Origin of the sequence: Isoptericola sp. NPDC058082 (assembly GCF_042885055.1) — a bacterium.
In the GTDB taxonomy this organism is placed as follows: domain Bacteria; phylum Actinomycetota; class Actinomycetes; order Actinomycetales; family Cellulomonadaceae; genus Isoptericola.
In genome coordinates this window covers 80,660-103,847 of the sequence record NZ_JBHVSQ010000008.1, presented here as the reverse complement: position 1 = coordinate 103,847, position 23,188 = coordinate 80,660, and the positions used below count along the sequence as shown (strand labels likewise).

Below are 23,188 nucleotides of genomic sequence, written 5' to 3'. Positions count from 1 at the left end.
TGACCCTCACGCCCCGGACACGATGACACACGGGGCGCCCGCGCTCGCTCCGCGACCGACGTTCACGCACCGTTGAGGCGCGCGTCACCGGCCGGCGCTAGCGTCGACCGCGTGATCACGCCCACCAGGCCCACCCTGCGACGACGCACCCTCACCGCCGCCACGGCGCTGGCCGTGGCCCTCCCCACCGCCCTCCTCCCCCTCGCCGCGAGCGCCCACGGGGGCGGCGGCGGGCACGACGGCGGGCACGGCAGCGGGCACGGTCCCGACCGCTCGCTGCGCGTGGCGACGTACAACCTGTCGCTGAACCGCGCGACGGAGGGCGAGCTGCGGGCCGACCTGGCCACGGGCGACGACCCGCAGGCGCGCACGGTCGCGGAGGTGATCCAGCGCGCGGACCCGGACGTCGTCCTGCTCAACGAGTTCGACTTCGACGCCGACCACGCGAGCGTGGACGGGTTCCGCGAGCACTACCTCGAGGTGTCGCAGGGCGGCGCCGACCCGGTGCGCTACCGCTACGCGTACACCGCGCCGTCGAACACGGGGGTCCCCAGCGGCCTCGACCTGGACAACAGCGGCACGGTGGGCGGCGGCAACGACGCCTTCGGCTTCGGGGAGTTCGAGGGCCAGTACGGGATGGTCGTGCTGTCCAAGTACCCGATCGACACGTCGGGCGTGCGGACGTTCCAGCACTTCCTGTGGAAGGACATGCCGGGCGCGCTGCTGCCCGACGACCCTGCCACGCCCGAGCCCGCGGACTGGTACTCCCCCGAGGAGCTCGACGTCGTGCGGCTGTCCAGCAAGTCGCACTGGGACGTGCCGGTCCGCGTGGGCCGCCAGACCGTGCACGTGCTGGCCTCGCACCCGACGCCGCCCACGTTCGACGGGCCGGAGGACCGCAACGGCCGGCGCAACCACGACGAGATCCGCTTCTGGGCCGACTACGTGACGCCCGGCAGGGCGTCGCGCTACGTCTACGACGACGACGGCCGGCGCGGCGGGCTGCAGCCCGGCGCGCGGTTCGTGATCCTGGGCGACCAGAACGCCGACCCGTTCGACGGCGACTCCGTGGACGCGGCCGTCGACCAGCTCCTGGACCACCCTCGGATCACCGACCCGCGGCCGACGTCGGACGGCGCCGTCGAGGCGGCCGCCCTCCAGGGCGGCGCCAACGCGACCCACCGGGGCGACCCCGCCCTGGACACGGCCGACTTCGCCGACACCGCCCCGGGCAACCTGCGGGCCGACTACGTGCTGCCGTCGAAGGGCCTGAAGGTGCGCGACGCGGGCGTGTTCTGGCCGACCCGGGCCGACCCGCTGTCGCGGCTCACCGGCACCTACCCGTTCCCGTCCAGCGACCACCGGCTGGTGTGGGTGGACCTGCGCGCCGGCTGAGCCGTGGCCCGCCCGGAAGGTGCCCGGGGAATCACCCGGGCAGCGCCCCGGGGTCGCTGGCGAGCGCCCCGGGGCGGTCGCACGCTCGAAGGTGCTGTGTCCCTCACCGTCGAGCCCGGGAGATCCCATGAGACGCGCCCTCACCGCGGCCGCCGCAGCAGCGACGGCGCTGCTGCTCGCCGCCGGCCCCGCCGCCGCCCACGGCGGCAAGCCCGCACCGAAGCCCCCGACCGTCACCGACGTGGCCACCGGCCTCGTCAGTCCCCTCAGCGCCGCTGCCGGCGCCAAGGGCACGAACTACGTCACGCAGAACTTCGCCGGCCTGCTCACCGAGGTCGACCGGCGGGGCCGCACCTCGGTCCTCCACGCGTCCGCGAACGGCGAGGAGGTCGGTGGTGTCTCGTACCGCGACCGGCGCCTCGCCTTCACCGAGACGCTCATCGACGACCAGCAGGGCCCGGTGGCCTCGAGCATCAAGACCCTGCGCCTCGACCGGCACGGCAACCCGGTCGGACAGGCACGCACCCTCGCCGACATCCGCGCGTACGAGAACGCGAACAACCCGGACGGCGACGTCACCTACGGCTTCCGGGACGTCGACCAGTCCTGCCTGGACCAGGCGCCGCCGGACGGCATCCCCGTCTTGTACCAGGGCATCCAGGACTCGCACCCGTACGCGACGACGCAGGCCCGCGGTACGACCTTCGTCGCCGACGCGGGCATGAACGCGATCCTGTCCGTCAGCGACCGCGGCCGCGTGCGGACCGTCGCGGTGCTGCCCGCCCAGCCGGCCGTCGTCACCGCGGAGGCCGCGGCGATGTTCGGCCTGCCGGACTGCGTCGTCGGCGAGACGTACTGGTTCGAGCCGGTCCCCACGGACGTCGAGATCGGCCCGTGGGGCCGGCTCTACGTCTCGACGCTGCCCGGCGGGCCCGAGGACGAGAGCCTCGGCGCGCGGGGCTCGGTCTACCGGGTGAACCCGTGGACCGGGTCGGTGCGGAAGGTCGCGGGCGGCTTCCTCAGCGCCACGAACCTCGCCGTCTCGCCGAAGGGCGACGTGTACGTCGCCGAGATGTTCGGCAACCGGATCAGCACGGTGAAGCACGGCGGGCCGCGGTCCGTCGTCGCGATCGACGTGCCCGGTGCCGTCGAGTGGTCCGGCAAGGGCCTGCTCGCGACGGCGAACGCGTTCGACCCGACCGCGGGGCCGACCGACCCGCCGCAGGGCCGTCTCGTCAGCATCGACCTGCACGCGAAGCACCACCACCACGGGCATCGCTGACGCCGTGGCGACACGGGTCGGGCCGGTCGGGACCGAGGTCCCGACCGGCCCGATCAGCGCGGTCGGGTCAGGGCGTGAGCACCCGGGCCTGCTGCTGGGCGAGGACGCTCAGCTCGGCGGCCTTGAAGGCGTGCTCCTGCGTCATCGCGTTCTCGGTGCGCTCCAGGCAGTCGAGGATGAGCTGCCCGAAGTAGGGGAAACCGACCTGACCGTCCGCGACCAGGTGGTGCTCGCCCTCGCCGTCGACGAGGAACACGTGCCCGCCGCCCTCGCCGGTGCCGACGTTGACGTACTTGCGCAGCTCGATGTACCCCTCGGTGCCGAGGATGATCGTGCGGCCGTCGCCCCACGTGCTCAGGCCGTCCGGCGTGAACCAGTCGACGCGCACGTACCCGGTGGCGCCGTTGTCCATGACGATGCCGGCCTCGCCGAAGTCGTCGAGCTCCGGGTGGTCCGGGTGGTGGTAGTTCGCGACGGCGGCGTGGCTGATCTCCGCGTCCTTCGCGCCCGCGTAGTGCAGCATCTGGTCGAAGTTGTGGCTCCCGATGTCGCACAGGATGCCGCCGTACTTCTCCTTCTCGAAGAACCAGTCCGGGCGGCCGGTGCCGAGGCGGTGCGGGCCCAGGCCCATCACCTGCAGCACGCGGCCGATCGCCCCGCGGTCGACGAGCTGCTCGGCCAGCACGGCGGCCTCGACGTGGATGCGCTCGGAGTAGTAGACGGCGTACTTCTGGCCGGTGCGGGCCGTGGCCTCGCGGGCGGCGGCGAGCTGGTCGAGCGTCGTCAGCGGCGCCTTGTCCGTGAAGTAGTCCTTGCCCGCCTCGATGACCCGCAGCCCGAGCGGCGCGCGCTCGGAGGTCACCGCGGCGCCCGCGACGAGGCGCACCTCGGCGTCGTCGAGGATCTCGGCCTCGCTGCGCGCGACCCGCACGTCGGGGAACTTGCTGCGCATCACCTCGACCTTGGCCGGGTCGGGGTCGTACACCCACTTCAGCGTGCCGCCGGCGCCCGCGAGCCCCTCGCACATGCCGAAGACGTGGCCGTGGTCGAGGCTGGTCGCCGCGAAGACGAACTCGCCCGGCTCGACGACGGGCGCGGGCACGGGGTTCGGCGCGTAGGCGGCGCCGCTGGCGGTGCCCGTCGGGTTCGCGCTCATGCCTTCGCCCCCACGGTGATCGCGCCCGGCAGCTCGCCCACCGAGGCCGTCTTCTCGAAGAACCGCGGCGCCCGCTCCACGAGGGTGCCGGTGCGGTAGAACGGGTCGTCCGGCGACAGCGGCAGGTCCACGGTGCGGCGCTCGATGCCCGCCTCGTAGATCGCCGTGACCAGCTCGATGGCGCGGCGGCCGTCCTCGCCGTCGACGGCGGGACGACGGCGCTCGCGCACGGCGTCGAGCATGTCGGCGATCTGCCCGGCGTGGCCGGTGTGCTCCAGCGGCCGGTGCGCCGCCGCGACGGCCTCGATCTGCGCGACGCGTTCCACGTCGTCCTCGTCGGCGGGGAAGCCGTTCGGGTTGGCCAGGTTCGCCTCGACCTTCCACGGCTGCGAGACGCGGGCGTCGCGGCCCTGCACGACGATGGCCTGCTCCTCGCCGTGGCTCACCACGGAGGCGGTGACCTCGGCGAGCGCGCGGTCGTACTGCAGCACGCTCACGGACAGGTCCTCGACCTCGGCGTTCTCGTGCGCCGCGTTGGTGAGCACGGACGTCACGGCCTTCGGGGAACCGAGCATCCACAGGGTCATGTCGAGGTGGTGGATGGCGTGGTTGAGCGTGCAGCCGCCGCCCTCGCGCTCCCAGGTGCCGCGCCACCACAGGTCGTAGTACTCGGTGCCGCGCCACCAGGCGGAGCTGACCTGGGCGTGCGTGACCGGGCCGGCGAGGCCGGAGTCGAGCACCTCCTTGAGCGTCGCGATGTCGTCGCGGAAGCGGTTCTGCGCGACGACGGACAGCAGGCGCCCGTTGTCCTTCGCGGCCGCGATCATCGCGTCGCACTCCTCGAGCGACGGCGCCATCGGCTTCTCGACGAGCACGTCGACGCCCGCCTCCAGGGCCTGGATCGACAGGGCGGCGTGGGTGGACGGCGGCGTCGCGACGCTGACGAGGTCGAGGCGCTGCTCGGCGGCGAGCATCTCGGCGGCGTCGGTGTAGACGCGGGCGCCGTCGAGCCCGAGCTCCGCGCGCAGGGCTTCGGCGCGCCCCGGGGCGGGGTCGCACAGCGCGACGATCTCGCACTCCTCCCCGAAGCGCTGGTAGCCGTCGATGTGCGCCCGGGCGATCCCGCCCGTGCCGACGATCCCGATGGTGAGCATGGTTCCTCCGATGGAACAGCGAGCTGGCGGTCCGGCATGATACGTATCATGCGACGGTGATCAGGGTGGCCGGAGGGCCGTCGACCTGTCAAGGCGAGAGGTGAGGGAGGTCATACTGTGGCGATGTCCCACCCGCCCACCAGCCGCGACGTCGCGCGCCTCGCCGGGGTGTCGCAGGCGACCGTGTCCTACGCGCTCACCGGGCGCGGCACCATCTCGGCGGCCACCCGCGAGCGGGTGCTCCAGGTGGCCGAGTCGGTCGGCTACCGGCCCAACCTCGCCGCGCGGTCCATGCGCACGCGGCGGTCCGGCCGGCTCGCCGTGGTGACCGGAGCGACCCTGGACCACCAGCTCCGGGTGCTCACCGGCGCCGGCGAGGTGGCCGAGGCCGAGGGCTACGTCATGGAGACGCACACGATCGACGGCACGGTGGAGCAGCGCACCACGCGCGTGCACGAGCTCGCCGCGAGCCGCCAGTACGAGGGCGTCCTGGCCCTGGTGCCCGTGCTGCCGGAGGTGCTCTCCGACCCGTCCGCGCCGGCGGACGACGCCACCCCCGTCGTCGCCGAGGCGGCGTTCGACGAGCAGATGCGCAGCCTGGGCGAGCTCGCCGACGCCGGCACGGTCGAGGTCTTCGTCGCAGCCCTCGTCGCCGCGGGGTTCCGGCGCTTCGTGCACGTCGGCGGCCCCGACCACTACGCCTCCGCCCGGGCACGGCGCGACGTCTACCTCGCCTCGGTCGCGCGCGCGGCCGCCGACCCCGCCACGAGCGACGTCGTGTCCCTCGGCGTCCTCGGCGGCTCCTGGTCGGGCGACGACGCACGCCGCGCGGTCGCCGGGCTCCCCGCCGACGCGCCGCCCCTGGCCGTGATCGCCGCGAACGACCATCTCGCCGCCGGCGTGGTCCGCGGCGCCGCCGAGCGCGGCTGGTCGGTACCCGGGGACCTCGTCGTCACCGGCTGGGACGACGTCGAGATGGGGTCGCTGATGATGCCGTCCCTCACCACCGTCGCCGTCGACTTCCCCGAGGCCGGCCGCACCGCGATGCGCCGGCTGGTCGCGACCGTGCGGGGCGAGCCCCGCCCGGGGCCCGGCGCGCCGATCCACCGCATCGTGTGGCGCGAGTCCACCGGCGGCGTCGCCGGCCCGGCCGACCCGCCTACCCTGGGCGCGTGACCGAGCCCCGCACCCTCCCGCCGTTCGCCTCCGACAACTACGCGCCCGCGCACCCGGACGTCCTGGCCGCGGTCGCCGCGGCGAACGACGGGTACGCCGTCGCGTACGGGGACGACCCGTGGACGGCCCGGCTCGACGTCCGCATCCGTGAGGTCTTCGGCACCGGGGCGCTCGCGTTCCCGGTGCTCAACGGCACGGGCGCCAACGTCGTGTCGCTCACCGCGCTCTCGCCGCGCTGGGGCGGCGTCGTCGTGTCCGACGTCGCGCACGTGAACACCGACGAGAACGGCGCACCCGAGCGGGTCGGCGGCCTCAAGCTGCTCGCCTGCCCGTCGACGGACGGCCGGATCACGCCCGACGACGTCGCGCGCTGGGCCGGGCAGCGCGACGACGTGCACCGCGCGCACCCCGCCGTCCTGTCGCTGACGCAGTCCACCGAGCTCGGCACGGTGTACCCGCTCGACGACCTGCGCGCGCTCACCCGCGTCGCGCACGACCTGGGGATGGCCGTGCACGTGGACGGCTCCCGGCTCGCGAACGCCGCCGCGTCGCTCGGCTGCTCGCTGCGGGCGCTCACCACCGATGCCGGCGTCGACGTCGTGTCGCTGGGGGCCGCGAAGAACGGCGGCATGCTCGGCGAGGCCGTGCTCGTGCTCGGGCCCGACGACGCCCCGGACGCCGCGTCCGCCCGCGCGCGGCAGGCGGCGTCGGCCGCCGTGCCGTTCCTGCGCAAGGCGACGATGCAGCTGGCGTCCAAGACGCGGTTCGTCTCCGCGCAGCTCCTCGCCCTGCTCGGCGAGCCCGGCGACCCGGCCGACGACGAGCCGCTGTGGCACCGCAACGCCGCGCAGTCGAACGCGATGGCGGCCCGGCTGCGCGCCGGGCTCGAGGCCCTCCCCGGCTCGGACGAGGACGGCGTGCGCGTCACCCGCCCCACGGAGGCGAACGCCGTCTTCGCCACGCTCCCCCGCGCCGCCGCCGACCGGCTGCGCGCCGTCGCGCGCTTCTACGACTGGGCCGACGGCGAGACGCCCGGCCGCGTCGAGGTGCGGCTCATGTGTGCCTGGGACACGGCGCCGGGGACGGTCGACGCGTTCGTCGCGGCGGCCGCCGACGCCCTCGCCTGATCACCGCGACAGCTCGAGGGTGGCGGCGTCGTAGTCCTCGAGGTTCCGCAGCCGCCGCACGGGGCTGAGGCCCACGATGACGGGCCCGAGCAGCAGCACGAACGCGGACCCGAGCAGCACGGCCCGGTTCCCCACGTGCGCGGCGAGCACGCCGGCCGCGAGCGACCCGAGGGGGATCATGCTCCAGGAGACGAACCGCACGGTCGCCATCACCCGTGACAGGAGCTCGGGCGGGCTGGCCACCTGCCGGTAGGTGCGCGTCACGACGCTCCCCGGCACCACGGACGCCCCGAACACCATCGTGCCGACGGCGAAGCAGAGCCACCCGGCGGCACCGGCGCCGAGCGGGATCAGCAGCGCACCGGCGAACCCGAACAGCCCGTCGAACAGCAGCACCCTCGCGGACCCGAAACGCCGCACGAGCCACGGCGTGGCGGCGGCCGCGAGCAGGGAGCCCACGCCGTCGGCGGCGAGCAGCACGCCGACCATCGCGGGCGGCGCGTGGAGGTCGCGCACCAGGTAGAGCGCGAACAGCCCGGCCTGCACGCCGCACACGAGGTTCACGACGCAGGCCCACCACGTCGCCGGCGCGATCACCGGGTGCCGCACCACGAACCGCCAGCCCTCCGCGATCATCTGCCGCATCCCGGGCCGCGTCTCCCCGTCGCCGAGGGCGGGCTCGCGCCGCTCGGGCAGCCGTCGCAGCAGCAGGGCCGACACGACGTACGTCACGGCGTCCACCAGCAGCGCGGGCACGGCGCCGACCGCCTGCACCAGCAGGCCCGCGACCGACGGCCCGCCGAGCTGCGTGGCGGCCTGCGTGCCCGAGACGAGGCTGTTGCGGCTGGTCAGCTCGTGCTTCGGCACCACCGTCGGCAGGAAGGTCGTGTTGGCGGTGAAGAAGAACACCTCGGCCACGTTCACCGCGAGCGCCGCCAGCACCAGGTGGGCCAACGACAGCTCCCCGAGCCACCACACGAGCGGGACGGCGAGGATCGCGGCGGCACGCACCAGGTCGGCCACCACCTGCGTGGCGCGCAGCGGCAGCCGGTGCACGATCGCGCCGGCGGGCAGGCCGAGCACCACCCAGGCGAGGTACGACGACGCGGCCAGCAGGCCCGTCTCGACCGGGCCGGCGTCGAGCACGGTCACCGCGGCGAGCGGCAGCGCGACGGTCGTGACGGCGGTGCCGACGCCGCTGGTGGTGCTCGCGGCCCAGTAGGTCCAGAACGGCCGTGCACTCGTGGCCATCGGCCACCTCCTCGCTGTGGACGGCCGCCCCGGGAACAGGTGGGGCGTGACCGTCGTTGTAAGTTCCAGATTGGAACGTACCCTACGGCGCGGGATGGACGCGCACCCCGGCCCGGCGAGAGGATGACCCCCATGCGCCGCGAGGACCTTGCCGACAGCTCGTGCGGCATCGCCCAGTCCCTCGGCGTCGTCGGCGACTGGCAGAGCCTGCTGATCGTGCGCGAGGCCGCCGCCGGCGTCACCCGGTTCGAGGGCTTCGACCGCGAGCTGGGGCTGTCGCGCCGAGCCCTCACCGAGCGGCTCGGCGGCCTCGTCGAGCACGGCGTCCTGGAGAAGGTGCCGTACTCCGAGCGCCCGCCGCGCCACGACTACCGGCTCACCGCCCGCGGCGAGGGCCTGCTGCCCGTGCTGCTCGCCCTGCAGGAGTGGGGCACGCGGTTCGTCCTGGGCGACGGCGAGGTCAGCGGAGCGCTGGGCGACGGCGACCTCGCGCGGGCCCGCGCGCTCGAGGGCACGCGGGTGCCCGACGTCCCCCTCACGGCGCACGACGGCTCCACCGTGCGGCTCGTGGACCCCGACCGGTGGACCGCCCTGTTCTTCTTCCCCGGCGCGTACGCTCCCGGCACCCACGGCTACCCGCCGCGCTGGGGCGACGTGCCCGGCACGGCCGGCTGCACGCTCGAGTGCGTCACCTACGGGCGTCGGCACGCCGACCTCGAGGCGGCGGGGGCGCGGGTGCTCGGCGTGAGCACGCAGCACCCCGAGCAGCAGGCCGCGTTCGCCACCCACGCCGCGCTCCCCTACCTGCTCGCGTCGGACCAGGACGGGCTCGCGGCGTCCGCGCTGCGCCTGCCCGTGTTCCGCGCCGGCGGGTCCGACCGGCTCAAGCGCGTCACGCTCCTGGTGGACCCGTCCGGCGTCGTGCGGCACGTGCAGGCGCCGGTCACCGACCCCGCCCAGTCGGTCGACGACGTGCTCGACCTCGTGCGCCGGCTGGCGGCCACCCCGTCGGCGGGGACGGGGACGGCGGCGGCGAGGGCCCGGCGTTAGGGTCGGAACGAACCGGAGCCGGCGGAAGGAACCCCCACCATGACCAGCCCCTACATCCCGTCCGACCACCGCTACCCGCACGTCGCCGAGGCGTCGGTGCACGTGACCCAGCCGCCGGAGCGGGTGTGGGCCGAGCTCATGCATCCCGGCGCTCGTTGGATGCTGGGCGCGAACATCGAGACGGACTTCCGGCCGGGCAGCCCGATCACGTTCGAGGGCCACTTCTTCGGCCGCCAGTTCGCCGACAAGGGCGTGGTGATCGCCGTCGACCGCCCCCGCCTGCTGCACTTCACCCACTTCTCGCCGCTGGCGGAGCTCGCGGACGTCGAGGACAACTACCACGAGATTCGCATTACTCTCGAACCGGACGAGACGGGTACGGTCGTGTCCGTGAGGCAGGAGAACATCGACACGGCCCAGCACGCGACGAACTCGCAGGCGCACTGGCAGGACGCGCTCGCGACCCTCGCCCACCGCGACGGTGCGCCTGCCCGGCACGCGTGACCCCCCGCCGGCCGGCGCCGGCCGTCACCCTCGCGCTCCTCACCGCCGTCCTGCTCGCCGCGTGCTCCGGCGCGGGCACCGAGCCGTCGCCCGGACCGGCGTCGTCCGCCCCCCAGGGATCGCCGTCGCCGGGCCCCTCGACCGTGTCGCCGAGCGCCTCACCGAGCGCCTCACCGAGCGCCTCACCGAGCTCGACCCCGACCCCCACCCCGGAGCCCACCGGCAGCCAGCACCCCGATGACGTGCTGGCGGGCTGGAGCCTGGAGCAGAAGGTCGGCCAGCTGCTCATGGTCGGGGTGTCCGTGAGCGACCCGGCCGCCGTCAGCGCCGAGTCGGTCCGCGACAAGCACGTGGGCAACGTGTTCCTGCACGGCCGCAGCACGGCGGGCGTGGACGCGACCCGCGAGCTGGTCGACGAGTACACCTCTCTCGTGTCCCGCCGCTCGACGCACGGCACGCCGCTGCTCGTCGCGACCGACCAGGAGGGCGGCCTGGTCCAGGTGCTGCGGGGCCAGGGGTTCTCCGAGATCCCGAAGGCCACCGAGCAGGCCACGTGGAAGCCGGCCACGCTGGAGAAGCGCGCACGGGGCTGGGGCGACGAGCTCGCCGCCGCCGGCGTGAACCTCAACCTGGCGCCCGTGATGGACCTCGTCGACGAGGACGCCGCCGCGGACAACCCGCCCATCGGCTACTTCGGCCGGAACTACGGCTACACGCCGCGGTCCGTGGTGCGCTCCGCGAACGCGTTCGGCGCCGGGCAGCGGGCCGCCGGCGTCGAGCCCGTGATCAAGCACTTCCCGGGACTCGGCCGCGTCACGCAGAACACCGACACCGACGCCCAGGTGACCGACGACGTCACCACCCGCGACGACGAGTCCGTGCGCGTCTTCGCCCGCGGGATCGAGGCGGGCGCGCGCTACGTGATGATGTCGAGCGCGGTGTACGACCGCATCGACCCCGACGCTCCCGCCGTGTTCTCCCCCGTCGTCGTGGGGGACGTCCTGCGCGGCGACCTGGGGTTCGACGGCGTCGTCATGACGGACGACGTGTCGGCCGCCGCCCAGGTGCAGGACCGGTCCCCCGGCGAGCGTGCCGTGGACGCCGTCGACGCCGGGGTGGACCTGGTGCTCGCGTCCGCGGACCCGTCCGTCGCGCCCGCGATGGCGGACGCCCTGGTCGCGAAGGCCCGCACCGACCCGGCGTTCGCGAAGAAGGTCGACGCCTCCGCGCGCCGGGTGCTGGCCGCCAAGGACGCGTCGGCCGGCTGACGCCCACCCCCGCATCGAGGCCCGTGGTCCGCCCTCGGCGAACCTCGTTGACCCGGGCAGCGGCGCGGGTCTTGGCTGACCGCATGAGCGCCACTCCCTCGCTGGACCCGGAAGAGCTCCGCCAGGTCGCGTCGTCGTTCGGCGTCGACGCCGCCGCCTACGACCGGGCCCGTCCGCGCTACCCCGACGCGCTGATCGCGGCGGTCGCGGACGCCGCGCGCGACGCCGCCGCGAGCCCGGTGCCGCGCGTGCTCGACGTCGGCGTGGGCACCGGGATCGTGGCGCGGCAGCTGCGCGCGGCCGGCTGCGACGTGCTCGGGGTGGACGTCGACGAGCGCATGGCGGAGGTCGCGCGGCGCGACGGTTTCGAGGTCGAGGTGGCACGGTTCGAGGAGTGGGCGCCGGCGGGCCGGTCGTTCGACGCCGTGACCGCCGGCCAGACCTGGCACTGGGTGGACCCCGTCGCCGGGGCGGCCCGAGCCGCGGACGTCCTGCGTCCCGGCGGCGCGCTCACGGTGTTCTGGAACGCGGGCGACCCGCCGCACGACCTGGCCGTCGCGTTCGCCGAGGTGTACCGGGAGGTGCTCCCGGGCTCCCCGCTCGCGGCCACCGGGACGGCGTCGGCGGAGACCGCCTACCGGCAGATGGTGGAGGCCGCGGCCGACGGTCTGCGCCGCACCGGCCGGTTCTCCGCGCCGAGCGAGCGGCGCGACACCTGGGAGCGGACCTACACGCGCGACGAGTGGCTGGCCCTGGTGCCCACGACCGGCGTCGCCACCCGGCTCCCGGCCGCGCGGCTCGAGTCCCTGCTCGCGGGGCTCGGCGCCGCGATCGACGCCGCCGGCGGCAGCTTCGTGCAGCAGGGGTTCACGCTCTCGGTCGGCGCCGTGCGCGTCTGACCTCGCGCGGCGGGAGCCCGGGCGGCGGGCGAGGATCGAGCATGGCCCGCACCGCCGGCGACGTCCTCGCCGCCGCGATCCGCACCCACGCGGAGGCGGTCCTGCGCGGGCACGACGACGTCCGGGCGGCCGCGGTGCGGGCGTCGGGTGCGCCGGAGGCCGCGCCCGACGCGGTGCACGACGCCCGCGTGGCGGTGCGGCGCCTGCGTGCCACGCTGCGCGTCTTCCGGGGTTGCACGGCGCCCGAGCCGGGCACGGTCGAGGCCCTCACCTGGTGGGTGCGCACCCTCGGCGCGGCGCGCGACGCCGAGGTGCGGCGCGCCGGCCTGGCGGCGCTCGCCGCGGACCTCGAGCGACCGTCGCCGGACGTGCTCGCGGGGCTGGCGACGCTCGACGGCGGGCTGGTCGCGGCCGACGCCGCCGCCCGGGCGGAGGTCGCGACGGCGCTCGCCTCGGCCCGGTGCCGGGACCTCACGGCGCGGCTCGACGTGCTCGCCGCCGCGCCCCCGCTGGCCGACCGGCCCGGGACGCCGGCCGCGACGGCCCTGCGACCCGGCGTCGAGCGCGAGCTCGCCCGGGTCGGGCGCCGCGCGGGGCCGGTGGCCGCGTGGCGTGACCCCGGATCGGGCGACCGGCCGGCGCCCGGCGTCGTGCACCGGCTCCGCAAGGCGGCCCGGCGGGCGCGCTATGCCGCCGAGGTGCTCGCCGGCTCCGGGGACCGCGCCACGGACCGGTGGGCGGACGACGTCGTCGCGCACCATCGCGAGCTGCAGGACCTGCTGGGCACCGTGCACGACGCGGACGTGCTGCGCGCGACCCTGACGGGGCTGCGCGAGCCGCGCACCGCCGCCGCGGTCGACGCGTGCGTGCGGCTGGGCGACGAACGCGCACGGCGGGCGCTGGCCGATGCGGCTCACCGTGCCTCGTCGCAGGGCCACGAGCGCCGCACGCACCTCGACAGCCTGCTGCGCACCGGGAACCCGTGGAGGTAGACGTCAGTCCGCACGAGCCGCAGGTCGACGTGACGGCGGACCGCCACTCGGGGGCTCCGGTGCGCTGCGAGCGAGCTCCTTCCGCACCCGGGGCGTCCCCGACCGCCACCGGGACTCGACGATCTGTCTCGTCGGCTGCGGAGCCGGAACAGGCCCAGCTCTTCTCGCCTGTCGCCGCCATGCCCACGTCGTCCCCGCATCTCGCCCCTCCGGCCCTGGTGGCTCCTACCGCCCGAGCTGCGCCGCCAGGGGGCACTCGAACGGGTCGCGCGCTCGATGCTCGACGTCGTTGAGGTAGCCGACGACGATCCGGGAGGAGGTGAAGAACCCGACCTCGAGGTAGGTCACGCCGACCCAGCTCTGCCCAGGCCGCAGTAGCGATCCGCAGCCGTATGCTCGCCCTGTGACCCTGACCGAGTTCCTGATCGCCCGACTGGACGAGGATGAGGCGAGGGCGGCGGCCGCGGAGCTCCGCAACCGCCACGACCCCGGCGACGCGCCACAGACGAACGGGCTCGGGCAGGTGTCCTCGCCGGCCCGCCTGCTGGCCGAGGTCGAGTCGAAGCATCTGCTCATCCGCCTTGCCTACGAGGCGACGGGCCTCGACATGGACAAGGACCTCGACCGGGCGATCGACGCACGGCAGGACAGCGGCATCGAGTTCGTGGGCGAACGCATGCTCCGAGCACTCGCGCTCCCGTACGCCGAGCACGTCGACTACCGCGAGGAGTGGCGTCGCTAGGGCGCCGTCCGGAAGCTCTCGACGGTCCGCGGACGAACGGGTCAGTGCCCGCCGGAGACCAGGAAGACCAGACCGAAGGCGATGGCGCCGACCACGACGCCCATGCAGGCGATGGCGCCGGCGAGGCGGGCCGCCGACGGGCGCGGGATGGCGACCACGCGCGACGTCGGAGCGTCGTTCGCGTCGCCACCGCGCGGAGCGGACGACGGCGCGGCCTGCGCCGCCACCGGGTCGGCCGACGTCGTGCCGGCCAGCAGCCGCAGCCCGAGCGCGAAGAGCGCGGGGATACCGGCGCCGACGATCAGCCCGGCCACGAGGACCTGGCCGAGGGCGCCCCACTCGATGAAGTTCATGCTCCCACCTTCGGGTTGGACGGGGCGCTGACGGTGCCCACGGCGCCGACGGCCGGCGCGACGGACGAGGCGGTGGCCACGGCGGGCACGGGCCCGACGCGCTCGCCGCCGGCCTCGCCGGTGGTGGCGGCGACGGGCTCGACGGACGCGCCCTTCTCCTCGTCCCACGCCTCGTTGACGTTGGTGTGGTCGACGGGCTTGCGGCGCGACGCGACCCAGATGGCCGCCGAGGTGACGACCAGCAGCAGGAAGACGGCGATCGTGCCGGCGGCGCCGCCGATGGACGACTCGAGCCAGTGGCACAGCGCGCCGACCAGGCCGGCGGCGGGGAGGGTGACCATCCAGGCCACGAACATGCGGCCCGCGACGCTCCACCGGACCTTCGCGCCCGGCATGCCGACGCCGGACCCGAGCACGGAACCGGTGGCGACGTGCGTCGTCGAGAGCGAGAAGCCGAAGTGGCTGGACAGCAGGATGACGGCGGCGGACGACGTCTCGGCGGCCATGCCCTGGCGGGTGTCGATCTCGACGAGCCCCTTGCCGAGCGTGCGGATGACGCGCCAGCCGCCCAGGTAGGTGCCGACCGCCATCGCGACGGCGCAGGACACGATGACCCAGAACGGCACGCCGGAGTCGGCCGGCACGGCGCCGCCCGCGATGAGCGCGAGCAGGATGATGCCCATCGACTTCTGCGCGTCGTTGGTGCCGTGCGCCAGGGAGACGAGCGACGCGGAGCCGATCTGGCCCCAGCGGAAGCCGCGGTTCGTCACGTCCTGCGGCACGCCGCGCGTCAGGCGGGCCACGAGCCAGGTGCCCACGCCGGCCACCGCGATGGCGACCACGGGGGCGATGAGGGCGGGCACGAGCACCTTGGCGATCACGCCCTCCCACAGCACGCCCGACGTGCCGACGGCGGCGAGCACGGCGCCCACCATGCCGCCCACGAGGGCGTGCGAGGAGCTGGAGGGGATGCCGAACAGCCAGGTGATGAGGTTCCACACGATGCCGCCGACCAGGCCGGCGAGCACGACGGGCAGGGTGATCACCCCGGCGTCGACGATGCCCTTGGCGATCGTGGCGGCGACGGCGAGGGAGAGGAAGGCGCCGACGAGGTTGAGGACGGCGGACAGCGCGACGGCGGTCCGGGGCTTGAGGGCTCGGGTGGCGATGGAGGTGGCCATCGCGTTGCCCGTGTCGTGGAACCCGTTCGTGAAGTCGAAGGCGAGTGCGGTCACGACGACGAGCGCGAGCAGAAGCGTCTCGGTCACGGCACCCATCGTGGGGGGTGAACCCGAGCGTTTTCGACCGCCGGTGGGCCGTTCGGTGAACTGTTCCGGGACTGTTCACCTGTTGTTCATCTGGCAGCGGCGTGTCGTGCTCGCGCGTGGCGGACGGCGTCCGCGAGAGCTACCGCGGGGGTGGCGCGGAGCCTCCGTAGTGCGCCGCCAGACGGCGCAGCCCCTCGTCGACGCTCACCCCGGGAACCCAGCGCAGGTCGCGGTGCGTGGCGCGCTGGTCGAACCAGTGCGCGGTGGACAGCTGCTCGGCCAGGAAGCGCGTCATGGGCGGCTCGTCGGCACCGGGGCGCACCCGCCAGACGGCCTCGACGAGGCCGCCGGCCGACCGCGCCAGGCCCGCGGGCACGCGCCACGCGGGGGGCCGCACGCCCGCGGCACGGCAGATGCCGGACAGCAGGTCGGCCACGGTGCGTGGCTCGCCGTTCGTCAGCACGTACGCCCGGCCGCCGACGACGTCGGGCGTGTCGGCGAGGCGGTCGAGGGCCGCGAGCATCCCGTCGGCGGCGTTGTCCACGTAGAGCGTGTCGATGAGCGCCGCGCCGCGCCCCAGCAGCGGCAGGCGGCCGCGGGCCGCGCGGTCGACGACGCGCTCCACGAGCTGGGTGTCCCCCGGACCCCAGACGATGTGCGGCCGGACGGCGACCACGCGCAACCCTCCGCGACCGGGTCCGGCGCCGGCGGCGTCCCGACCCAGGGCGAGCACCTCCGCGCCGGCCTTGGTGCGCGCGTACTCGCCGCGCGCCCCCTCCGGGTCGGCCGGGGTGGCCGGCGCCCCGACCAGGGAGGTCCCCAGGTGCGCGACCGACGGCGAGGACACCTGCACGAACCGGCGCACGCCCGCGCGCTCGGCGGCGTCCAGCAGGGACCGCGTGCCGCCGACGTTCACCTCGTGGAACTCCGCCGGCGAGCCCGCCAGCGACACCTTGGCCGCCAGGTGCACGACCGCGTCGGCCCCGTCGACGGCCCGCGCGACGACGTCCGCGTCGGTGACGGAGCCGAGCACGTCGGCCGCGCCGTCGACGCCGGACGGTCGCCGCTGGAGCGTGCGCACGGCGTCGCCCCTGGCCACCAGGGCGCGGGCCACCGCGCCGCCCAGCAGCCCGGACGCGCCGGTCACCAGGACGGTCCCACGGGGCGCGGGGGCGGTCACGGGTGACCCACCCGCCCGCCGGTGAGCACCCGGTCGGCCCAGGACGCGAGCCGGGTGCGGTCGATCTTGGAGTTGTGCCGCACGTCGGTGGGCATGCGCGGCACGACCAGCACCGCCGCGAGCGGCACCGGCGACGCGGCGCGGACGTCGGCCGCGAGCTCGTCGGGCGCCAGGCCGGGACGGCGCGCCCGCCCTGTACCGTCGTCGACCGTCTCGACCACGGCCACCGCCTGGTGCACCCCCGCGGGCCCGACGCCGACGACGGCGGCGCGCCGGACCTCGGGCACCCGCTCCACGTGCTGCTCGGTGCCCACCGGCGCCAGGGGCCCGTCGGCCGTGCGCAGCACGTGCGCGAGGCGCCCCTCGATCCACAGGCGGCCCCGGTCGTCCAGGTGCCCGACGTCGCCCGTGCGGTGCCACCGGCCCGGCGGGGTGTCGCGCTCGGCCTCGACGTCGGTGAGCCACAGGCGGTCGTAGCGCTCCTTGAGGTGCCCGGCACGCACCAGGACCTCGCCCAGCACGCCCGGGGCCCCGGACGGCGCGCCCGTCGCCGCGCCGTCGTCGTCGAGCGCGCTGACCAGCACCTCGCCGCCGCCGACGGGCCGGCCCACGCAGACGCCGGCGTCGGGCGCCCCGGCGGCCTCCCGGATCCCGTCGAGCGTGATGTCGGTGACGAGGAGGCACTCCGTCATCCCGTACGGCGTGTGCGGGGTCGCGGACGGCATGAGCTCGGCCGCCGAGCCCAGCAGCTCGGCCGAGATCGGGGCGCCCGTCGAGAGGAACGTCTGCACCCGCGCGAGGGCCTCGCGGTCCCCGGCGTCCAGGACGTCGGCGGTCGCGACGACGTTGAGGATCGCCGCCGGGGACAGGAAGACGATGCGCGCGTCCGAGGCCCGCACCGCGTCGGCGACGGCCCGCGCGGTGAGCGTGGCCGGCGACGACACGTCCATCACGGGCGTGACGGACCGCGTGCCGAGGGCGGGCCCCAGCAACGCGAACGGGGCGAAGCCGGTGACCAGGCCCGTCTCCGGGCGGACGTCGAAGTGCGCGGCGAGCGCGTCCCGCAGCGCGGACAGCTCGGCGTGCCGGTAGACGACGCCCTTCGCCGGCCCGGTCGAGCCCGACGTGAACAGCACGGCGGCCTCGTCCTGGGGTCCGGGCTCCGGCGGCAGCGGGCGTCCCTCGCCGGCCCGGGCGACGTCGACCAGCTCGTGCGTCACCCCGAGCGCGCGGCGCACGGAGGGCGCCAGCGGCTCGGCCGAGATCCGCACCCCGGGCCAGCCCAGCGCCCGTGCCGCGGCCAGGCCCTTGCGCTGCGCGACGACGAACCGCGGCCACGCGCCCCGCTGCGCGCGCGTCAGCCCGCGCACGCCCAGCCCGGCGTCGGCCACCACGACGACCGCGCCGATCCGCAGGCACGCGTACACCAGCGCCGTCAGCGTCGGCCCCGGCTCCACCAGCAGCGACACCCGGTCGCCCCGGCGCACCCCGATCTCGTGCAGCCCGGCGGCAATACGCCGCACCTGCCGGGCAAGCGCCCGCCAGCTCGCGGTGAACGGCCGCCCGTCCGCACCGTCCGCCGTCGTGGAGGTCGTCATGTCCAGCACCGCCGGCGCGTCGTCGTCGGCCCGAGCGTCCAGCGCCGCCCACAGCGGCACGAACGGTGTCGCGGAGTCGTCCGGCGAAGCGGACGGCGAGGTGATGCTCGAGGCGGAGGGGTCGGGAACCTCGGGCACGGATGGACGAATTCCCGAAGTGGAGGGCCCCCTGGGGCCCGTGAACGCATCCGTGCCCGGGGTTGCCGACCCCTCCGCCGACAGCACCTCAGGCAGGAACCGGAAGAGAGCAGGAGTCCAGTCCACGTCCTCGGCGATCAGGTGCCCGGCGTCCGCGAACCGGTGCACGTGCGCGTGCGGCAGGCGGCGGACGAGGTCGTCGAGGTACCGGTCGGAGAAGATCGGGTCGTGCGGCCCCCACAGCAGGACGGCGGGCACGGTGAGCCGGGCGACGCCGGCGGCGATGCGGTCCAGCTCGGGCGCGCTGGGGTGGGCGCCGTCCACAGGGATGTCGGCGACGAAGCCCTCGATGCCGTCACGCTCGTCGGCGGAGAGGTAGGGCAGGCGGTACGCGGCGGCGACGTCGGCGGCCAGCCGGGGGCGGGCCAGCGACAGCGTCGTCTCCAGGAAGGCGCGGGTGGTGCGCGTGCCGAGGCGGTGCACGGGCCCGGCGAGGGCGAGGCGCAGGGGCGCCGGGACGGGCGCGTCGTCGGGCTGGTGCACGGCCGTGTTGAGCAGCGCGACGCCGGCGAGCAGGTCGGGGTGGTCGACCGCCCAGCCGAGCGAGACGACGCCGCCCCAGTCGTGGCCGAGCGTCACGACCGGCCCCGCCAGGCCGAGCGCGTCGGTGAACGCGCCGAGGTCTGCGACCCGGCGCGCGAGCGGCCGGTGCTCCCCGGTGCGCTGCGACAGGCCCATCTCGAGCTGGTCGACGGCGACGACGCGCCACGCGGGCGCGCCGGCTCCGGCGGCGTCCAGCGCGTCGGCGACCAGCCGCCGCCACAGGTACGACCAGGTGGGGTTGCCGTGCACGGCGAGCACGGTGCCGACGGGCTCGTGACCGCCCGCCGCGAGCTCGGGCCCGTTGTCGAGGTAGTGCCACGACGCGCCGCGCGCGTCGGTGAGCACGTGGCTGTGGCGCGCGTCGAGGCCGGGCAGGCCCGGCGGCACGGTGTCGGCGGGGCGGGGGGTCGTGGAGGGCACGGTGCGGGTCGCCACCGTCACCACGCGAGCTCCAGCATCGCCGTGTTGATACCGGAGCCGACGCCCATGAGCAGCACGCGGTCCCCGGCGCTCAGCGAGTCCTGCTGCTCCACCAGCGTGATAGGCACGGACGCCGGGCCGACGTTCCCGAGGCGCTCGTACGTGGTGGGCACCTTGGCGCGGTCGAGACCGACGGCCTCGACGATGGCGTCGGTGTGCACGCGCGAGACCTGGTGGGTGACGTAGCGGTCCATCGTCGCCCAGTCCCAGTCCGCGACGGCGTCCTTCCAGGCGTCGACGACGAGCTCGAGGCCGCCGTCGAGCAGCGCCTTCGCGTCCGTGAACATGCCCTCGGTGCTGCCCACGCACAGGTCGTGGAACCTCGTGGCGGCGCGCGTGACGCCGCCGAGGACGCGGTGGCCCTCGGGGTGCTCGTCCGTGCGGCCCAGGACGGCCGCGGCGGAGCCCGAGCCGAGGGTGAGGGACGCGAACTCCTGCATGAAGTCGTCGCGGCTGCGGTCCTCGCGCAGCAGCCGCTCGATGGTGCGGTCGTGGATGATGTCGGCGTCCTCGCCGTCGACGACGACGGCGTACCGGACCTGCCCCGACTCGATCATCCCGGCGGCGAGGCTCATGCCGTTGATGAAGCCGAGGCAGGCGTTGGCGACGTCGAAGTTCACGGCCGACGACGGCAGGCCGAGCCCGTGGTGCAGCCGCACCGCGACGGACGGCTCGAGGTGCCGGCGCGTCACGGAGGTGTTGATCAGCAGGCCGACGTCGGCGGCCTCGACACCGGCGACGGCGAGCGCCTCGCGCCCGGCGGCGACGGTCGCGTCGTCCACGTCCTCGTCGGCGGCCCAGGCGCGCCGTTCCCGCACGCCGGCGACGCGCTCGAGCAGCGAGGTGGGGAGCCGCAGGCGCCGCAGCGCGGGGGCGAGCCGCTGCTGCACGGCGGCCGAGGTCCGCACCCCGGCCGGGATCCTGCTGGTCACGGCCAGCAGGGAGACACCTGCGAACCTGGTGGTGGCGTTTCCTGACACACGAGCTCCAGACGACCGGTCGTGCGTGCCGCACGGAGCCGGCTCAGCGACGAGTTGGCGGGGCCGCACGACCCCGGCCCCGCGACGTTACGACGTCCGAGGCCCGCCCGCCGTTCCAACCCCGCGATGTGGGATCGGCCACGCAGGGTTCACCCGGGACGCACACCGGACGCCCGGACGTCCCTCACGCCGCGCCGAGGATGTCGAGCGTCCACGCGTGCTCGAACGCGATCTCCTCCCAGCGCGCGTAGCGCCCGGAGACGCCGCCGTGCCCGGCGGACATCTCGATCTTCAGCAGCGCCGGGGCGCCGGCGGCCCGCAGCCGCGCGACCCACTTGGCGGGCTCGACGTACAGCACGCGCGTGTCGTGCAGGGACGTCGTGGCCAGGACCCGCGGGTAGGCCGACGCGTCGTCGGGCACGTTCTCGTACGGCGCGTACCCCTTCATGCGGGCGTACACCTCCGGGTCGTGCAGGGGGTCGCCCCACTCGTCCCACTCGACGACGGTGAGCGGCAGCGTCGGGTCGAGCATCGAGGTGAGCGCGTCGACGAACGGCACGCCGGCGAGCACGCCCGCGAACAGGTCGGGCGCCAGGTTGAGCGCCGCGCCCACGGTGAGCCCGCCCGCGCTGGCGCCGTCGGCCACCATCCGCTCCGGCGACGTCCACCCCGTCTCCACGAGGTGCCGCCCGCACGCGACGAGGTCGCTGAAGGTGTGCTCCTTGGCCGCGAGCTTGCCCTCGTCGTACCAGTGCCGGCCCAGCTCGCCGCCGCCGCGCACGTGCGCGACGGCGAGGACGACGCCACGGTCGAGCAGGCTGAGGCGCGGGACGGAGAAGTACGGGTCGATGCTCGTCTCGTACGCGCCGTACGAGTACAGCAGCAGCGGCGCGGGCTCGGCGCGCGTCCCGGACCCGTCGAGCGTCACCGCGTCGCGCCGCCACACCAGGCTGATCGGCACGCGCGTGCCGTCCTCGGCCGTCGCCCACTCGCGGTGCTGGGCGTAGTCGGCCGGGTCGTAGCCGCCGAGCACGGGCTGCCGCTTGCGCACGTGCCGCTCACCGGTGGCGAGGTCGACGTCCACCACGGTGGCGGGCGTGACGAACGACGTGTGCTGCACCCGCAGCAGCGGCTGCTCCCACGCGGGGTTCGCGTCGAGGGCCACGGAGAACAGCGGCTCGTCGACGTCGATCTCCCGCGCCGTCCACGGCTGGTCCGCGGTGGTGCGCGCGGTGTCGGCAAGGTCCACGACGGCGACGCGCGGCAGCGCCTCGCGCCGCAGGCTCAGCACCACGTGGTGGGCGAAGGCGTCCACGCCCTCGAGCCGCACGTCCGGGTCGTGGGGCACGACGACGCGCGCCTGCGCCGGGTCCAGCGGGGTCGCCGTCGCGCCGTCGCCCGTCGCGGGGACGTCCGTCACGACCAGCTCGAAGTTCTCCGCCCCGTCGTTGTGCAGCACGAGGAGCGCGTCGCGCCCCTCGCCGTCCCCCATCACGGCGTGCTCCACCGTGTACTCGACGTCGTCCCGCCGCTCCCACACGACGCGGAACTCGCCCGTCGGGTCGTCGGCCTCCAGGACGCGCGCCTCGCTGGTCGTCTTGGACCCGGCCTCGATCACCAGGTAGCGGTGCGAGCGCGTGAGCCCGACGCCGATCCAGAACCGCTCGTCGGGCTCCTCCAGCACCAGCACGTCGTCGGACGACGGCGTGCCGACCTCGTGCCGCCAGATCCGGTACGGCCGCCACGCGTCGTCGACCGTGGGGTAGAAGACGTACCGGCCGTCGGGCGTGAGGACGGCGCCCGGGAACGTGTCCTCCACGACGTCGGGCAGGTCCGTGCCCGTGGTCAGGTCGCGCACGCGCAGCGTGAACCGCTCGTCGCCCTGGGTGTCGACGGCGTAGGCCAGCCGCGCCCCGTCCTCGGACACGTCGAACGAGCCGAGGGAGAAGAAGTCGTGGCCCGCGGCCGCGGCGTTCTGGTCGAGCAGCACCTGCTCGCCCGCCGGCACCGTGCCCGCCTCGATGCGCGGGGGCGCCCACTCCCCCGCGGCGGGCACGCGCGCGTGGATCGGGTACTGCCGGCCCTCCTCGGTGCGCGTGTAGTACCAGGCCCCGCCCATCCGCACGGGCACCGACAGGTCGGACTCGAGCGTGCGCGCCTTGATCTCGTCGAAGACCGCCTGCCGCAGCGGCGCCAGGTGCGCCAGCTGCGCCTGCGTCCACGCGTTCTCCGCCTCCAGGTGCGCCAGCACCTCGGGCGAGGACTTGTCGCGCAGCCACTCGTAGTCGTCGACGACCTCGTCGCCGTGGTGACGGCGGACCGTGGGGCGGCGCTCCGCGACGGGAGCGCGGTCGGGGACGGCTCCAGGGGAGGCGTCGTCGGAGGCTTCGAGGTCTGTGGGAGCGGTCAGGTCGTCAGGCACCCGGCCAGCCTAGGTCCGCGGCGGCGAGGCGCGGATTCCGCCCGCGTGATGCCGGACTGTGACCTGGATCTGTCATTTGGGTCACATTTTCGTGGCTACACTCGCGGCACGCTCGCGAAACGCCGGGGATACATGGGGCCTTTAGTGTCCCTGCATCGACGGGGTGAGCG

At 75.3% G+C, this 23,188-nt stretch carries 20 protein-coding genes; 10 read left to right on the top strand and 10 right to left on the bottom strand.

Going from position 1 to position 23,188, the window contains the following annotated elements; translation table 11 throughout:
- The first annotated feature begins 111 nt into the window (after window positions 1-111).
- Both ACFVS0_RS12745 and ACFVS0_RS12740 read left to right on the top strand, forming a co-directional pair.
- Complete coding sequence (locus ACFVS0_RS12745; protein WP_430564408.1) at window positions 112-1,395, top strand: endonuclease/exonuclease/phosphatase family protein; 1,284 nt, start codon at window positions 112-114, stop codon at window positions 1,393-1,395.
- A gap of 127 nt (window positions 1,396-1,522) precedes the next feature.
- Window positions 1,523-2,677 (top strand): ScyD/ScyE family protein, encoded by a 1,155-nt coding sequence (locus tag ACFVS0_RS12740; RefSeq protein ID WP_430550941.1) that lies wholly within the window; start codon window positions 1,523-1,525, stop codon window positions 2,675-2,677.
- Between the two features lie 67 nt (window positions 2,678-2,744).
- Here ACFVS0_RS12740 and ACFVS0_RS12735 read toward each other — a convergent pair whose 3' ends face one another.
- Together ACFVS0_RS12735 and ACFVS0_RS12730 are read right to left on the bottom strand one after the other, a co-directional pair.
- A complete protein-coding gene (locus ACFVS0_RS12735; protein WP_430550940.1) occupies window positions 2,745-3,833 on the bottom strand; it encodes a Gfo/Idh/MocA family protein in 1,089 nt (362 codons plus the stop codon).
- Entirely contained in the window at window positions 3,830-4,987 is a 1,158-nt protein-coding gene (locus tag ACFVS0_RS12730; RefSeq protein ID WP_430550939.1) for a Gfo/Idh/MocA family protein, read from the bottom strand. Before ACFVS0_RS12730 ends, ACFVS0_RS12735 begins: the two co-directional genes overlap by 4 nt.
- 123 nt (window positions 4,988-5,110) lie before the next feature.
- On the opposite strand from ACFVS0_RS12730, the gene ACFVS0_RS12725 reads away from it, so the two are divergent.
- The gene (locus ACFVS0_RS12725; RefSeq protein WP_430550938.1) at window positions 5,111-6,163 is read left to right on the top strand and encodes a LacI family DNA-binding transcriptional regulator; all 1,053 of its coding nucleotides are present in this window, start codon (window positions 5,111-5,113) and stop codon (window positions 6,161-6,163) included.
- Window positions 6,160-7,290, top strand: coding sequence for a threonine aldolase family protein (locus ACFVS0_RS12720; protein WP_430564411.1), 1,131 nt, complete (start codon window positions 6,160-6,162; stop codon window positions 7,288-7,290). The genes ACFVS0_RS12725 and ACFVS0_RS12720 overlap by 4 nt, the downstream gene beginning before the upstream one ends.
- On the opposite strand, the gene ACFVS0_RS12715 is transcribed toward ACFVS0_RS12720, so the two are convergent.
- Entirely contained in the window at window positions 7,291-8,541 is a 1,251-nt protein-coding gene (locus ACFVS0_RS12715; RefSeq protein WP_430588177.1) for an MFS transporter, read from the bottom strand.
- Window positions 8,542-8,673: 132 nt separating this feature from the next.
- Here ACFVS0_RS12715 and ACFVS0_RS12710 point away from each other — a divergent pair, with 132 nt between their 5' ends.
- The 5 genes from ACFVS0_RS12710 (at window position 8,674) to ACFVS0_RS12690 (ending at window position 13,254) form a co-directional block, all read left to right on the top strand.
- A complete protein-coding gene (locus ACFVS0_RS12710; RefSeq protein WP_430588176.1) occupies window positions 8,674-9,591 on the top strand; it encodes a winged helix-turn-helix transcriptional regulator in 918 nt (305 codons plus the stop codon).
- Between the two features lie 39 nt (window positions 9,592-9,630).
- Window positions 9,631-10,095 carry an SRPBCC family protein gene (locus ACFVS0_RS12705; RefSeq protein ID WP_430550934.1) on the top strand — a complete coding sequence of 155 codons (465 nt, stop codon included), beginning with the start codon at window positions 9,631-9,633 and terminating at the stop codon, window positions 10,093-10,095.
- The gene (locus ACFVS0_RS12700) at window positions 10,092-11,363 is read left to right on the top strand and encodes a glycoside hydrolase family 3 N-terminal domain-containing protein (RefSeq protein WP_430588175.1); all 1,272 of its coding nucleotides are present in this window, start codon (window positions 10,092-10,094) and stop codon (window positions 11,361-11,363) included. Before ACFVS0_RS12705 ends, ACFVS0_RS12700 begins: the two co-directional genes overlap by 4 nt.
- Before the next feature lie 83 nt (window positions 11,364-11,446).
- The gene (locus ACFVS0_RS12695; protein WP_430588174.1) at window positions 11,447-12,262 is read left to right on the top strand and encodes a class I SAM-dependent methyltransferase; all 816 of its coding nucleotides are present in this window, start codon (window positions 11,447-11,449) and stop codon (window positions 12,260-12,262) included.
- A gap of 41 nt (window positions 12,263-12,303) precedes the next feature.
- Window positions 12,304-13,254, top strand: a complete 951-nt coding sequence (locus ACFVS0_RS12690; RefSeq protein WP_430588173.1) for a CHAD domain-containing protein — start codon at window positions 12,304-12,306, stop codon at window positions 13,252-13,254.
- 225 nt (window positions 13,255-13,479) lie between these two features.
- Here ACFVS0_RS12690 and ACFVS0_RS12685 read toward each other — a convergent pair whose 3' ends face one another.
- Complete coding sequence (locus ACFVS0_RS12685) at window positions 13,480-13,602, bottom strand: hypothetical protein (RefSeq protein ID WP_430588172.1); 123 nt, start codon at window positions 13,600-13,602, stop codon at window positions 13,480-13,482.
- A 55-nt stretch (window positions 13,603-13,657) separates the two neighbouring features.
- Between ACFVS0_RS12685 and ACFVS0_RS12680 the strand changes: the two genes are divergently transcribed.
- The gene (locus ACFVS0_RS12680; protein WP_430588171.1) at window positions 13,658-13,996 is read left to right on the top strand and encodes a DUF6221 family protein; all 339 of its coding nucleotides are present in this window, start codon (window positions 13,658-13,660) and stop codon (window positions 13,994-13,996) included.
- Window positions 13,997-14,037: 41 nt separating this feature from the next.
- On the opposite strand, the gene ACFVS0_RS12675 is transcribed toward ACFVS0_RS12680, so the two are convergent.
- The 6 genes from ACFVS0_RS12675 to ACFVS0_RS12650 all read right to left on the bottom strand — a co-directional run bounded on the left by ACFVS0_RS12675 (window position 14,038) and on the right by ACFVS0_RS12650 (window position 23,006).
- A complete protein-coding gene (locus tag ACFVS0_RS12675; protein WP_430564417.1) occupies window positions 14,038-14,349 on the bottom strand; it encodes a hypothetical protein in 312 nt (103 codons plus the stop codon).
- Complete coding sequence (locus tag ACFVS0_RS12670; protein WP_430564418.1) at window positions 14,346-15,617, bottom strand: anion permease; 1,272 nt, start codon at window positions 15,615-15,617, stop codon at window positions 14,346-14,348. Before ACFVS0_RS12670 ends, ACFVS0_RS12675 begins: the two co-directional genes overlap by 4 nt.
- A 139-nt stretch (window positions 15,618-15,756) precedes the next feature.
- Window positions 15,757-16,797: an NAD-dependent epimerase/dehydratase family protein gene (locus tag ACFVS0_RS12665; protein WP_430550928.1), complete on the bottom strand. Its 1,041-nt coding sequence runs from the start codon at window positions 16,795-16,797 to the stop codon at window positions 15,757-15,759.
- The gene (locus ACFVS0_RS12660; protein ID WP_430588170.1) at window positions 16,794-19,571 is read right to left on the bottom strand and encodes an alpha/beta fold hydrolase; all 2,778 of its coding nucleotides are present in this window, start codon (window positions 19,569-19,571) and stop codon (window positions 16,794-16,796) included. Before ACFVS0_RS12660 ends, ACFVS0_RS12665 begins: the two co-directional genes overlap by 4 nt.
- A gap of 2 nt (window positions 19,572-19,573) precedes the next feature.
- Entirely contained in the window at window positions 19,574-20,596 is a 1,023-nt protein-coding gene (locus ACFVS0_RS12655) for a 3-oxoacyl-ACP synthase III (protein ID WP_430550926.1), read from the bottom strand.
- Between the two features lie 184 nt (window positions 20,597-20,780).
- A complete protein-coding gene (locus tag ACFVS0_RS12650) occupies window positions 20,781-23,006 on the bottom strand; it encodes a S9 family peptidase (protein WP_430588237.1) in 2,226 nt (741 codons plus the stop codon).
- Between the last annotated feature and the right edge of the window lie 182 nt (window positions 23,007-23,188).